The 13857-nt window shown below is 61.0% G+C and carries 13 protein-coding genes and 1 tRNA gene; 6 read left to right on the forward strand and 8 right to left on the reverse strand.

Annotation, left to right across the window (positions count from 1 at the left end; translation table 11 throughout):
- The first annotated feature begins 20 nt into the window (after window positions 1–20).
- The 6 genes from ABI660_RS03250 (at window position 21) to ABI660_RS03275 (ending at window position 5620) form a co-directional block, all read left to right on the forward strand.
- Window positions 21–1274 (forward strand): ABC transporter permease, encoded by a 1254-nt coding sequence (locus ABI660_RS03250; protein WP_348064901.1) that lies wholly within the window; start codon window positions 21–23, stop codon window positions 1272–1274.
- 40 nt (window positions 1275–1314) lie between these two features.
- Window positions 1315–2139: an ABC transporter permease gene (locus tag ABI660_RS03255; protein WP_348064903.1), complete on the forward strand. Its 825-nt coding sequence runs from the start codon at window positions 1315–1317 to the stop codon at window positions 2137–2139.
- 132 nt (window positions 2140–2271) lie between these two features.
- Window positions 2272–3750: an NAD-dependent succinate-semialdehyde dehydrogenase gene (locus tag ABI660_RS03260; RefSeq protein ID WP_348064905.1), complete on the forward strand. Its 1479-nt coding sequence runs from the start codon at window positions 2272–2274 to the stop codon at window positions 3748–3750.
- Entirely contained in the window at window positions 3747–4196 is a 450-nt protein-coding gene (locus ABI660_RS03265) for a DsrE family protein (protein WP_348064907.1), read from the forward strand. The genes ABI660_RS03260 and ABI660_RS03265 overlap by 4 nt, the downstream gene beginning before the upstream one ends.
- A gap of 56 nt (window positions 4197–4252) precedes the next feature.
- Window positions 4253–4326: transfer RNA gene (locus ABI660_RS03270), tRNA-Gly, on the forward strand.
- Window positions 4327–4468: 142 nt separating this feature from the next.
- Window positions 4469–5620: a Fic family protein gene (locus ABI660_RS03275; RefSeq protein WP_348064908.1), complete on the forward strand. Its 1152-nt coding sequence runs from the start codon at window positions 4469–4471 to the stop codon at window positions 5618–5620.
- Window positions 5621–5831: 211 nt separating this feature from the next.
- Here ABI660_RS03275 and ltrA read toward each other — a convergent pair whose 3' ends face one another.
- The 8 genes from ltrA to ABI660_RS03315 form a co-directional block, all read right to left on the reverse strand.
- Window positions 5832–7151 carry a group II intron reverse transcriptase/maturase gene (ltrA, locus tag ABI660_RS03280; protein ID WP_348065037.1) on the reverse strand — a complete coding sequence of 440 codons (1320 nt, stop codon included), beginning with the start codon at window positions 7149–7151 and terminating at the stop codon, window positions 5832–5834.
- A gap of 477 nt (window positions 7152–7628) precedes the next feature.
- Complete coding sequence (locus ABI660_RS03285; RefSeq protein ID WP_348064910.1) at window positions 7629–8267, reverse strand: prepilin-type N-terminal cleavage/methylation domain-containing protein; 639 nt, start codon at window positions 8265–8267, stop codon at window positions 7629–7631.
- Between the two features lie 82 nt (window positions 8268–8349).
- Window positions 8350–9501 (reverse strand): hypothetical protein, encoded by a 1152-nt coding sequence (locus tag ABI660_RS03290; RefSeq protein ID WP_348064912.1) that lies wholly within the window; start codon window positions 9499–9501, stop codon window positions 8350–8352.
- Complete coding sequence (locus tag ABI660_RS03295; RefSeq protein WP_348064914.1) at window positions 9498–10115, reverse strand: response regulator; 618 nt, start codon at window positions 10113–10115, stop codon at window positions 9498–9500. The genes ABI660_RS03290 and ABI660_RS03295 overlap by 4 nt, the downstream gene beginning before the upstream one ends.
- A gap of 52 nt (window positions 10116–10167) precedes the next feature.
- On the reverse strand, window positions 10168–11076 hold the full coding sequence (locus ABI660_RS03300) for a type II secretion system protein (protein ID WP_348064916.1): 909 nt from the start codon (window positions 11074–11076) through the stop codon (window positions 10168–10170).
- Between the two features lie 4 nt (window positions 11077–11080).
- Window positions 11081–11371 carry a hypothetical protein gene (locus ABI660_RS03305; RefSeq protein ID WP_348064918.1) on the reverse strand — a complete coding sequence of 97 codons (291 nt, stop codon included), beginning with the start codon at window positions 11369–11371 and terminating at the stop codon, window positions 11081–11083.
- A gap of 272 nt (window positions 11372–11643) precedes the next feature.
- A complete protein-coding gene (locus tag ABI660_RS03310) occupies window positions 11644–12276 on the reverse strand; it encodes a hypothetical protein (protein WP_348064920.1) in 633 nt (210 codons plus the stop codon).
- Window positions 12273–13856 (reverse strand): hypothetical protein, encoded by a 1584-nt coding sequence (locus tag ABI660_RS03315; RefSeq protein ID WP_348064922.1) that lies wholly within the window; start codon window positions 13854–13856, stop codon window positions 12273–12275. The genes ABI660_RS03310 and ABI660_RS03315 overlap by 4 nt, the downstream gene beginning before the upstream one ends.
- Between the last annotated feature and the right edge of the window lies 1 nt (window position 13857).

Genomic DNA, 13857 nt, shown 5'->3' on the forward strand with positions numbered 1-13857 from the left:
CCGACGGAGCAAGCACCCCCATGAGCAGTACCACCAGCCAGGGCCGCCTTCAGGGCGGTGACGTCCTCGCATTGCGACGCGCGCTCTCGCGCGCGGATGCACGGCGAAAATGGCGCGCCTTTGCGCTTACCGTGCCCCTGCTGGTGTTTCTTCTGTTGACCCTGCTCATTCCGATTGCGGCCCTGCTGCAACGCGCCGTTGAAAACCCGGAAGTGGTGGCCGCGCTGCCACGGACGGTGCAAAGCCTCAAGGACTGGAACGCCCAGACGCCACCCGCACCTGCAAGTTACTCGGCGCTGGTGGAGGACCTGAGCCACCTTCCCGACAGTTCAGATGCCGGCGCGCTGGCACGCCGCCTCAACTCTGAGGTGCCCGGTGCGCGCTCCCTCGTGATGAGCACCTACCGCGCGCTGCCTGTCACGGGCTCGCCAGAGGAAATACAGGCCAGGCTGCTCGAGCTTGATCCGCGCTGGGGGGAGCTTGGTTTTTGGCAAGCCATCGCCAAAAACAGCTCCCGTTGGACACCCGACTACCTGCTGGCGTCGGTGGACCTGCAGCGCGACAGCCAAGGCAAGGTGGAGCGCATGCCGCCAGAGCAGCGGGCGTTCGGCGCCATCTTGCTGCGCACCTTCCAGATCAGTTTTGTGGTCACCATTTTTTGCCTGGCGCTGGGCTACCCCCTGGCCTGGTGGCTGGCTTCATTGCCGGCACGCAAGGCGAATCTTTTGATGATCCTGGTACTGGTGCCCTTCTGGACATCGATTCTGGTACGCGTGGCGGCCTGGATTGTGCTGCTGCAATCTGAAGGCTTGGTCAACCGGGGGCTGATGGGTATTGGCCTCATTGACAGCCCCCTGGCGCTGCTGTTCAACCGCGCCGGCGTGGTGATTGCCATGGTGCACATCCTGCTGCCTTTCATGATCTTGCCGCTTTACAGCGTGATGAAAAACGTGCCGGCGACTTACGTGCGGGCCGCCGTTTCATTGGGCAGCGCGCCGCTGGCCGCTTTTTTTCGGGTGTATGTACCGCAGACCTATCCCGGCATCAGCGCCGGCGCGCTGCTGGTTTTTATTCTCTCGATAGGTTATTACGTCACCCCCGCCCTGCTCGGTGGCGCTGATGACCAGATGCTGAGCTATTACATCGCCCGCTATACCAACGTCGAAGTCAATTGGGGCATGGCCTGTGCGCTGGGCGCCGTGCTGCTGGTGGCCACGATGATTCTTTACAGCGTTTACCGGCGCATCGGCAAGGCCGAGCTCAGCATTGGCTGACATTTTTTTCTTCTTTTACAGACGCAGACACCGGCTCACCATGTTCAAAATCAAAGGCCCAGTCTTTCCCCGCTATGCCACTTTGGCAGACAAGGCCGGCTGGTGGCTGGTGCGCGCCGTCTGTGTTGCCATTCTGGTTTTCTTGCTGGCTCCCATCCTGGTGATGGTGCCACTGTCTTTTTCAGACAGCTCTTTTCTGACCTACCCCATCCCGGGCTGGTCAATGAAGTGGTACCACAACCTGCTGGATTCACCTGAATGGGCCCGGGCTGCCAAAAACAGCTTCATCGTGGCGCCTGCCGCAACCCTGATTGCCACCGCACTGGGCACTTTGGCCGCCGTCGGCTTGTCCAGAGCCAACTTCCGGTTCAAGAGCCTCCTGATGGGCATTCTCATCGCGCCCATGGTGGTCCCCATCGTTGTGGTGGGTGTGGCCACCTATCTGTATTTCGCGCCGCTGGGTCTGGCCGACAGTTACTTCGGGCTGATTGTGGTGCACGCCGCCCTGGGTGCGCCTTTTGTGCTGACCACCGTGCTGGCGACGCTCGCCGGCTTCAACCACAACCTGGTGCGCGCGTCGCTCAGCCTCGGCGAAACACCGTTGCGCACGTTTTTCAGGATCACTCTGCCGGTCATCGCGCCGGGCGTGATCTCCGGCGCGCTGTTCGCGTTTGCCACGTCGTTTGATGAAGTGGTGGTCACGCTGTTCCTGGCAGGCGCGGAGCAAGCCACTTTGCCGAGGCAGATGTTCACAGGTATCCGGGAAAATATTTCACCCACGATCGCGGCCGTGGCCACATTGCTTATTCTGTTCACCACAACGCTCCTGCTGCTGCTTGAATGGCTGCGCGGGCGCCGGCGCTGAGCGCCCGCCCCTGCCCGGCACCCGGGAAGCAAGCGGCCACAAGACACCCTGGCCCGAAACCGGTCAAAATCAAGCCATCTCCCGGATACCCCACTCTTTTTCCAGATACCCCCCTTTTCCAGGACATTCCCCATGGACATGAAAACCTCCCCCATTTCCCTGCTCAAAGACCCCAGCCTGTTCAAAACCGACGCCCTGATCAACGGCCAGTGGGTCCAGGGCGCGGCCCGTTTTGACGTCAACGACCCCGCCACCGGCCTCAAACTCGCCGACGTGGCCAACCTGGGCGCCCAGGAGGCCGAAACCGCCATAGCCGCCGCCAACGCCGCCTGGCCGGCCTGGCGCAGCAAGACCGGCAAAGAGCGCCATGCGATTTTGCTCAAGTGGTACCAGCTCCTGATGGCCAATCAGGAAGACCTGGGCCGCATCATGACCGCCGAGCAGGGCAAGCCCTTTGCGGAAGCCAAAGGCGAAATCGCCTACGGCGCGAGTTTTGTCGAGTGGTTTGCCGAAGAAGCCAAACGCGTCAACGGCGAAACCCTGCCCCAGTTCGACAACAACCGCCGCCTGATGGTCTTGAAGCAGCCCATCGGCGTGTGCGCCGCCATCACCCCCTGGAACTTCCCGTTGGCCATGATCACCCGCAAGGTCGCCCCAGCGCTGGCCGCCGGTTGCCCGGTGGTCATCAAGCCTGCCGAACTGACCCCGCTGACCGCCCTGGCCGCCGCCGAGCTGGCTGTACGCGCCGGCATTCCGGCCGGCGTGCTCAATGTGCTAACCGCCGACAGCGCCAACTCGATTGCTGTCGGCAAGGTGTTCTGCGCCAGCGATATCGTGCGCCACATCAGCTTTACCGGCTCGACAGAAGTGGGCCGCATCCTGATGGCGCAAAGCGCGCCGTCCATCAAGAAGCTGGCGCTGGAGTTGGGCGGCAACGCCCCCTTCATCGTGTTTGACGACGCCGACATCGACTCGGCCGTCGAAGGGGCGATGGCCAGCAAGTACCGCAACGCCGGCCAGACCTGTGTCTGCGCCAACCGCATTTATGTGCAGGACGGCGTGTACGACCAGTTCGTCGAGAAATTCGCGGCCAAGGTCAAGCTGCTCAAGGTTGGCAATGGCTTTGAAGACGGCGTGGTTCAGGGCCCGCTGATCGAAGACGCGGCCGTTGACAAGGTGCAGCGCCATGTGGACGACGCGCTGGCCAAAGGCGGCAAGCTGCTGGCCGGCGGCAAAAAGCTCAAAGGCCAGTTCTTCGAGCCCACCGTGATCTCGGAGGCCACCGGCGACATGTTGTGCGCCAAAGAAGAAACCTTTGGCCCGTTTGCGCCGGTGTTTCGCTTCAAGGATGAGCAGGAGGCGATTGACGCCGCCAACAACACCGAGTTCGGTCTGGCCAGCTACTTCTACAGCCGCGACATCGGCCGGATCTACCGCGTCGCCGAGGCGCTGGAATACGGTATGGTCGGCATCAACGCTGGCGTGATTGCCACCGAACACGTGCCTTTTGGTGGCGTCAAGCAGTCCGGCCTGGGCCGGGAAGGCTCCAGCCATGGCATGGAAGAGTACCTCGAGATGAAATACCTTTGCATGGGAGACATACAGAAATGAACCGCAGAACCCTCTTGCAAGCCGGCATCGTCGGTGCTGCTGCCTTATCCACTCCGTTTTTGATAGCTGCTCACGCCCAGGGGACGGGGGCTGCAGGCCAAAAACGTCACAAACTTGTGATCCAGGTCAGCGACAATGACCCGGCCAAGTGGAACTTGGCCCTCAACAATGCCAAAAATGTGCAGGAAGACGTGGGCGCCGCCAACGTGGACATCGCCATCGTCGCCTACGGGCCGGGCATTGGCATGCTCAAGCTGGACTCGCCCACTGGTGGGCGAATTGCCGACGCCATGAAAGCCAATGTGCGCGTTGTCGCCTGCGAAAACACCATGCGCGGCCAGAAGCTGGGCAAGGACGACATGTTGCCCGCCATCAGCTACGTGCCGGCCGGCGTAACTGAAATCATGAAAAAACAGCAGGACGGCTGGGCTTACCTCCGGCCCTGAACATCTGCGTCAAAAACCGAGCCACCCGGCTCGCCGTGGTTTTACAATCAGGTAACGCGGGTGTAGTTCAATGGTAGAACTTTTGCTTCCCAAGCAAATAGCGTGGGTTCGATTCCCATCACCCGCTCCACACATGGCTTGACGCCGATTGCAGCTCGACTCAATGCACACGCTGGTCCTGTGACAAGGAAATCAGCGGTTTTTGTTTTTGTGACAAGAATTTGAATAATCTTTATTATTCAATAAGTTAGCGTATTTCATTCTTGTCAATCATGCCAAAATCCACGCCCTCCGAGATCGTTGCGCTGCTCATCACGGCTGGACCGGCAGGGCAGAGCCCCGAAGCGCTTGAGAAGCTACTGAGCCCTGTCAGCCGCTCAACGATCAACAGAAGATTGGCTGAGCTGGTGAAAGCGGGCGCCATCAAGGCCGAAGGGGCCGGGCGCGCCACCCGCTATGTCTCAGCCTCACCATTCACACGCGCCGATATCGACGCGTACTTCAACATGCCATGGCAGCAACGTCCCGTGGCTTACTTCAAAGAAGAGCTCCTGGCGGCACTGCCCAACATCGATGCTGCCAAAGCACAACGCTGCGCGCAGATTCAGGCCATTGCCAACCCGATTGACAAGCGATACCTCTCGACTTTTCTAGTTGATTTTTCCTGGGGTTCGTCGGTGCTTGAAGGGGGCACCTACTCTGCGCTGGATACCGAAGCGTTGATTCAATACGGGCAAAAAAACAAGGACAAACCGACGGCTGACGCCGTTCTTGTGCTCAACCACAAAAGAGCTGCCGAATATCTGTGGACGCACCGCGCACTTACCGTTGACAACGTCTGCGCCATGCATGCGCTGCTGACGGACGACCATGGGCTGGCAGAACTGGCGGACTCGGACCATTTTCTGCCCGCGCACCAAAGAGGCAGGCCCCGGGAGTTTGAAGACGTCACTCTGGGTGCGTCGGCCTACGTTCCACCGTTTCGGCCTGCCACGGCTTACATCGAAAAAGCGCTGGCGCAAATCATTACAAGCGCCAACACACTTCACCCCGTCCAGGCTGCGCTCTACCTGATGACGCGCATTCCCTACCTGCAAGCCTTTGCCAACGGCAACAAGCGCAGCTCACGGCTGGCTGCCAATGCCGCACTCATTTCGCACGGGCTCCTGCCCTTTTCTTTCGCAGACGTTGACAAAAATGATTACATCCGGGGGATTGCGGCGTTTTACGAGTTGGGCACCATACACATCGTCGAGCAAACTTTTATTCAGGGCTACGCGAAGTCCGTCGTACGCAGCAGCAACATCCCGGTCAGTATGCGAACGCTTGGCTTCAACGTGGAAGATGTGGCTCAGTCACTGGCTGACTTCATCAACACAGGCCGACAGCCCACCGACAAGTATGCGCGGCTGTTTCTGACTTGACCGCAATGACTGCACTGGAGGCTCATTCAATGGCAGAACGGCAGCTTCCCAAGCTTCATACGAGGGTTCGATTCCCTTCACCCGCTCCAAACGACAACGCCTACTCGCGAAACATCCCTGGGTATCGGCATAGGGGGCAGCCATTATCGGCTGCGCCCCTGCCACACCACCCGGCATGCGGGTCCGCACCGGGCGGTTCGAGAAGTTGAGGTCAGCATAGTCGGGGAATGCCGAAGCGGTCGAAGTACGCATCGGTCAGCACCAGATTGACGTACTTGTCACTGTTGTACCACCAGCGCCGGGTAGATGCAGCCACTTGCGCGGCCACATCCACGGAGGCCCCCAGAGCCCGAAGCTCCCGGAACACCGTTGTTCCCCGACGCCAGAACTTCAGCTGGATCGCTCTGAGCCGGTGCCGCAGCCACTTGTCCAAGGCGCGGAACGTGCTGGGCGTTTGCGTTAGCTGGAAGTACGCCTTCCAGCCTGGCATGAAGGCCTGCAGCGCCGCTCCAATTTCCTGAAGGCTGCGTCCGGTCTGCCGTCGGGTGAGTTGCCTCACCCTCTGGCGGTAACGTTTGAGCGCCGCATCGGCCACGTCCCGGCGTACCTTGCCCGTAGGCGAGAGCCAGAAGCAGTAACCGAGGAACTTGCGTTTCCACACAGGTGCTACAGCCGTCTTGGCCTCATTGAGCGACAGCCGCAACCTCGCGTAGCAGCGTCTGAGTCCCGCCAGCACCCGCTGGCCTGAGGCGATGCTTTTAACGTAGACGTTGCAGTCGTCGGCGTAGCGCACAAATTTGTGCCCCCTGCGTTCGAGTTCGCGGTCCACCTCGTCAAGCATCACGTTGGCCAGCAGGGGCGACAGCGGCCCGCCTTGCGGCGTGCCCTCGTGGCGCTCCGTCTGTAGCCCACCGTCCATGATCCCGGCCTGAAGGTATCGGCGTATGAGCCGCAGCACCACCTTGTCGGTGAGGCGGCGGGCCAGCCGGTCCATCAGGATGTCGTGGTTGACGCGGTCAAAGAATTGCTCCAGGTCCACGTCCACCACCACCGCATAACCTTCCTGCACATAGCCGTGTGCCTGCAGGATCGCCCCGTGCGCGCCGCGCCCGGGCCGAAACCCGAAGCTGTGCTCGCTGAAGGTGGGGTCGATCACAGGCTGGAGCACCTGCAGTAGGGCTTGCTGAATCAGACGGTCGGTGACCGTGGGTATGCCCAACTCTCTCTTGCCGCCGCCCGGTTTGGGTATCTGCACGCGGCGTACCGGACTGGGCCGGTAGGTGCCGTCCTGCAGGCTTTGCCGGATGACGAGCCAGTGGGTTTTGAGGTACTCCCCGGTCTGCTCTACCGTGCGTCCATCGACGCCGGCGCTTCCCTTGTTGGCTTTGACGCGTTTCCACGCCATCGCCATATTCTGCTTTGCCAGAGCCTGCGCAAGCAGGTCTGACCCCCAGCTCGTTTGTTCATGCCGCGCCGTTGGTGATTCATCGCGCACGGACCCGCCTCGGGCTTCACTCGATGCGTAGTCCATTCGCTCTGCCGTCTCGGCAGACTTCTGATGCTGTTCACTTCCAAGCGACATGTCTCGTCACTGTCCTTCTCGTTCGGCCCTTCGCCGGGTTGCCCCGGCTACTATGGCCTCTGCTGACTTCCCGCTGCCGGTTGCCCGGTCACCCTTTCAGGCGTGAGGCGGGATCTCCCCAGGTAAGAATGCACTCCTTCACCGCACAATCGCCGCATTTACGCCGCCCAATCCTTGACCACAAGAGCTTCGCAGTTTCTTGCCTGCTCGCCCTGATCGGCGTCGCCTCATATGCGATTCGTGTTCCTCGACTCGCGGTTTATGTTCCACGCTTCCTTCCCACACTCGGTTGCCCTCATGCAGTTGCGTTTCGCTTCGCTCGCTGTGGTCAGCTCGCGGGAGGACTTTCACCTCCAGGAGTGCGCCCATGCTGGGCGCACAAAAAAACCGGGCATACGCCCGGTATTCACAGTGCCGTCTTGCAAATCAAAGCTGCTTGCACAAAAAGAAATTTTGCGTATCTTCAATATAGGCAGCCGCAACAGGCGCAGCCCCAGCAGGCGCAACGATAGAGGAGCGGATCACACCGGTGTTGTTGACACCATCGTCAAGGATCCGGTCCAGGGCACCCGCGAATTTTCCTGACAATCCATTGAGACAGACCGTGTTTCCGCTCAAGCCATAAACGCCGTTACCCAGCGCAATTGTGCCGCCGCCGGCATGAACCGGACGCGCAGCGGCCCCAGCGAGAACAGCGCTGCCAGAGATAAAACCCGCATAACGGAGTGCGCGAAATGCATTCACGGTCTCCCCTGCAGCCACCGCATAAGGATCGCCGCCGGTGACGCCGATCAAACCGTTGCCGTTCCCACCGCCGACGTTGGCGGCCCAGCCGTTTTGCGTTGTCGTGTTGATGGTTTCATCCCCTGGCAGGGCCCGGTAGCGGTCACGGTAGCTCAGCACCCCGGCGCTGACTGCGTCCATATCTTTGCCAATATTCTTGATCTTGCTGCTTTCGATCAGTTCCTGACCTTTAAGGACACCTGCCAGCAGCAGGCCAACAATGACCAGCACAATTGCGATTTCCACCAGAGTGAAACCGGCTTGCTTTTTGAATGACTTCATTCATGACTCCAAATTAGACGGCACGAATTGCGCCGGTAAGAAAATGTATCTTTTGTTTTAGGAATCAGGGAGTCAGGATTTTTTACAGGGGGATGGAGAGCATCACCCGCAGGCCCGTCCCCAAGGTTTCCGCAAAAAGCTCCCCGCCTGCTGCCTGCGCCTGTTTGCGCGCCTGGTACATGCCCAGTCCCTTGTTCACCGAACCAGAACTGGACCAGGGTTCAAACAGCTTTTCCAGGGGAATCTCCAGCCGCAAGTGCTTTGTTTCCATGGAAACCAGGGTGTTCTGCGCGTCTTGCTTGATCACGATGCGGCAACTGGCCGGGAGCATGCGCTCACGCGACAGGCTGGACACATTGCCCAGCACATTGTCCAGAACAGCCGCCAGCGCATGACTGTCCCATTCCACCCGCGCGGAGCCTGCCAGATCGATCTCAACCTGATGCAACTCTGCTGCCTGCCGGATGTGCTCCGGCAGATCAAGCAGTTCCAACTCCGCCGCTCCATGCATTTCAAGTGGCGCTGACACCGAGGCCTGCCAGGCCGGGTTCAGCAGCGCCTGGCTCATGCGCTCCGCCCGTTGGGTGGCATGCGCGGCATTTTTTTTTAGGCGTTTTGCGCGCGTAAGGAGTTCGGCATCGCTTTCGGCGGATCCAAAATCCTCCGCCACCAGTTGCACCCACTGCGCGAGGTTGCGCATGTCGTGCTGCAGGAACACCCCCACCCGGGCGCGTTGACTGGAGGCGGCCACCAGCGCCAGCTGGCGGGCGGCCAGCGCCCCCTGGATCATCGCGAACAGCACTTCGGACGCCTGGACGGCAAACAGGTGACGCTCTCCGCGCAGTCCCTTGAGGCCGATGCGGAATTCCAGCGAGATGTCGTCGTAGTCAAAGCGCTGGTGAAGAATCCGGTCGCTGATCCGCTCCGCGTCGAAGGAAAGACGGGCTCCTCCTTCATGCGGCCTGAGCGGTATTTTTGCGCCGAGGCGCGTGAACACAGGCGAGCCATACCAGTTGCCGCGCCAGTCCAGGCTGCGCAGCCCCAGATCGGCCAGTGTTTTCTGATGGAGGACCAGGGTGCCCAGCAAATCGTCGTGCAGGGATTCGCGCAAGGCCAGCAACTGGTCCATGCGCCCACGGTGCTGGCGGCTCAGGTGGCGGAGCCAGAACAGGGTCAGGCCGACGCTCGAGCCGGCCACAACCAGGGCAACGGCTGCGTCGTACAAGTCGGTCACGACGAAGCTCTTTCAATACCGAATTTCTTCATGAAGTAATACAGGTGCTCCCGCGTCAGGCCCAGCTTGCGGGACGCCTGCGCCACATTGAACTGGCTTTCCGCCAGCACCGAACGCACCAGGCGCTCCTGCGCCGCCTCGCCGAATTCGCGCACCCCCTCGCTGATGGGCGCGGTCAGCGTCATGCGCGCCTGACCGTCCATGCTGAGCTGGTTTTCCGCCTGCAGGAATAAAACCGCCCTGGCCAGGGCTTCCCGTACGCGCTGACTGCTGGCAGGTTTGTTCAGGAAATCAAAAGCTCCCAGACCTATCGCAGTGAGCGCTACGGAAGGTTCATCCTGCCCCGTCAGCACCACCACCTTGAGCGAAGGCCGGTCGACCATCAGCAATCGCAACAACTCCAGGCCCGCTGTCGGCTCATTGGGATGCGGCGGCAGGCCGAGATCAAGAACGGCGAGATCAAACGCCGTCTGCGTCCGGCGGGAAATTGCCAGGGCTTCCACGGGAGAGCCAGCCGACAGCACGTCGTAACCCATGTCTTCGAGCGAGCCGGACCACCAATCGCGCAAAGAGGCATCGTCTTCGACAACAAGAACGGTGCGGCGGCCTTGCATGATGAAGGGGTAATGAATTGAGACAGCTGTGTTGCGGGTACCGGTGATGCCCCTAGGGCAGTACACCATTTCCCTGCATGCGCTGGATCAGCTGTTCGATGGTCAGCCACACCACGAGGTCATCAAAGTATCCGTTCGGCGCAGTCGACTCGGACCGGGGCCGCGACACCAGGACCCTGTCATTGTTTGTATTTGCGGTCTCGTCCACGCTCAGGGCAGGCGGCGCCGCATTGAGATTGGCGCCGTAGGAATACACAGCGTAAGCCGGATTGGCGAGCTGTCGGCCACCCGCACAGGCGGCAGCGCCAATCGAGTCACAAACAAAAATATCACTCACAGGAGCAGCAACCGGGTTGTAGTAGCGGTTGCGAATACCGTCAGCGTGCGTGAAGGGGTAACAGCTTGCGACACCCCCTGCGCAGGTGGCCGGCGTGATCGCCAGTGTGACGGACCCGTTGTTTGTCGTGGTATTCAAAGTGGTGGGCACCATGTAGCGCAGGGGACGGGCCCAGGCATCCAGCGCAAGACCATTTGCACTTTGTCCTGGCAGGCCCAGTGTCGCAGCCGGCACAAAACCCGTGTTGGCAGTAGCCGTTGTAAAACAACGCCCTCGCTCCGACCCCTGGCCTGTGGCGGGCGCAAAAACCTCCGCACCACAACCGGCCCCAGGATTCGGATTGGTACAGAAACTCTCTCTTCCCGCGCTGGTTGCCGTGGCTGGACACGGCAGGCGCCGGTTGACCATGGCGAACGCGAGGACGGCATCGCTTGCATCCTGCATCTGGCGCAGCGTGTCGGAAAATTTTTTGTTGATCAATTGCGGGCCCAACGCAGCCATGCCCGCTCCCAGTGCCAGTCCCGCAATGACCAGCACCAGGGCAATCTCGATCAGGCTGAAGCCACGCTGCCGGCCTTTGGCAAAGGAGCGTTCTCGGGCGGCAGTAAAAGTTTTTTGAGTCATATCGTCACTCCTTGTTGCGCAAGACCGGGGCCAGCTTTGGCGGATTGATTCGGATGGATCCCGGGGGCAGCATGTCGAGAGCCTGCCCGGAAGGCACGTCAACCACCTGACCGGGCTTGACCTTGAGCTGGACGTCTTTCACCAGCGGCCTCAATACACCGGCCTGGCCTGCCAGCGTGCGCAGTGGAGTCACTGAAGCCTGTCCGTACAAGGGCTGGTCATTGACCCATACCGTGCTGCGATTGCCCGAGCGTACGACAAAGCCGCTGACGACCAGCGTATCGGGAAGTGCCAACGCCTGATTTTCAGAAGGGAGCGCCTGCACCCCTTGTTCCACGTCAGCACTGAGGTTTCGCACTGCTTCCAGGTTCCGCCGCTGCGCGGGTGAGAGCAGCAGGGACCCAAGTTTCCGTATCGCCCCGGTATCGGTTCCAACAGGCATTTCAGGTTTTCCTGTCTGGGCAAGCGCGGAAAAAACAAACAGCGCGAGCGGGCCACAGGCAGCAATGTGTACCCACGGCATGGCGCGATGCAGAAGTAGGCCATGGATTTTCACAGCGTTCCCTGTCATGGGGGCTTGACCGCTGAATTTTCAGCCACCACATAAAGCCAGGAGAGTTCGCACTTCACATCCACAGCGGGGGTTGATGCGCCAGATTTCATGAACATTTTCCGGTCGTACACACAGTTGTCAGTGGTGAAATACCCGCCACCGCCCCCCTGCAGGCGCGAAAGCACGGTAATCCATTCCTCCTCATGCACTGCACTGATACCGAGTTTCATCGGGACGCGTACCAGATGTGCCACTGTCTCCCCAGACTTGTCGTCGGTAAATGGTCTCAACTTTTCCTGCACGCCCAGCTCCCACGACAGGTCGCTTTTTCGCAGGTCACGCGCCGCGCTTTCCAGCGTCTCCAGCATGGCCAATCGATCAGGCTTGTGGGCAAAACGGGACTGCTTGAGCTTACCGAACAGCTGCAGATTTTCCTCCAGCCTTGCACGGTCCGATTGAGTGTTTTCCAGCGACAAATTGGCCGCGTCCAGAGTCGCCTGGGCCCTCGCCTGCTCCAGCGCAAGGTCTTGCGCCAGCCAATGTGAACCGCCAGCCATCGCGGCAGCGGCGATACACATGGCAGCGCTCCACACGAGGGGTTTGGCCGCGATCTGCCAGATGCTCCGTGACTGTTGCGACGCGCTCATGCTGCCACCTTCTGCAAACACAACTCAAGTGTTCGCGCGCCGACTTCACCCAAGGTGCCGGTTTGGACCTGCACCGGGTCCAGGGTGACGGTGGACTTGAGCAGCGACGCTGACCAGCCACCCGAGTTGAGACTCGTCAACAGGCTGTCCTGCAAGGCCAGCGCCTGCCTCTGTGTCAGCGAGCGTGGCAACTCGGCACTGACACTCAACAGGGCGAGCGCAGGCTTTGCTGGTTCAGCAGCGGGGACCGGTTCCACGGGGGGAGCGGCGGGGTCCATGATCACGGGACACGCGAAGGGTGCAGCCGTAGCGGGAGGCGCGCCGGCGACCTGGGCTTGCAGGCGCGGCAACTCCCACGATATTTTCTGCACCTCCACCCCGCGCGCATTGCTGAGCGCAGCAGCCAGGTGTTGCAGGCCGGAAAACTGGTCGGGCTGGGCTGCAATCGTCTGTTTCCAGGCCTGCACCGTCGCCACAGCAAGCCCGGCTTCGCTCAGGTCACCCTTGGCGCGCAGCACTTCCTGCTTGGCCTGCGCGTTGATGGCTGCAGCGCCAATCACTTGCTGCTGCGCCAGGTTGCGCTTGCCCCAGGACAGCCATAACAAGTCTGCAGACCACAAGCCCGCGACGACCAGGGCGATGACACCGGTGATGGTCGCAGTGCGGGCTACCTGGGCTGCACGCCACTGGGTGCGCGACTCATCGGGCAAAAACTGCAGTTGCGCGGATGCCGACTTGAGTCGTGGCAACAAATACGCATAGGCATCAAGCACCGGCTCGATAATTTGCAGATCCAGTGCCGGGTCACTACGCGAGGCTTCCAGCGCCTGCTCGTCGTCCGACGGAAGCCACATCTGGGTGGCCACGGGTTGCTCGGTACTGCTGATCCACTCCTGGGAGATCAGGTACTGGATGGTTCGCCGCGCTTCGGCGAGCACGAAGTCAGCCGACAGGCTGCCCTCACCGGCGCTCAGCGCCAGCCTGGAGAACAGCGGAGTTTTGCCCCGCACCAGCACCTGACGCAAACCCGCCGGCGTGGCCACCAGCGCGAGCACAGGCGGGACGATCCCGGGCACCTGAACCTTGTTTCCGGTTTCGGCGGGCGTGTCGGAGGGTGCCCGCCGGGGCGCCTTGCGATTGACGGAAAGCGCAACCAGGGCCGACAGGGGCCACAAACCCTTGACGTGAATGTGATGCGCCGTCAAAGCATGCAGCCACTGGCCGATGCGCTCGCTTTGGCCCAAACCGATCAGACTCACGCGCGTAGGTGGCCGCCATGAACCGGACGGCTCCAGAACCGCTGCGCGGTAGGGATTGTCGCGCAGTTGCTGCGTCAACCGCCGCTGCAGCAGTTGCTGCCGAGTGGCAGACATCCAGATCGGCGGCAACACGTTGCGAATGTAAGCCTCGTCCATGATGTCGCTGACCAACGAACACTCGGCGCGCGCTGGCAAGTGAGCGGCAACCCAGGTCAGCGGATCGTCGTGCGTCCGCGCCGTCGCGATCGGCTCTGCCCCGGCGCGATACAACCGGTACAGGTGCACCGTCTGCTGGGCGATAACGAGGGCGAACGCAGCCATA

Source organism: Polaromonas sp., from assembly GCF_039930745.1.
Lineage (GTDB): Bacteria > Pseudomonadota > Gammaproteobacteria > Burkholderiales > Burkholderiaceae_C > Polaromonas.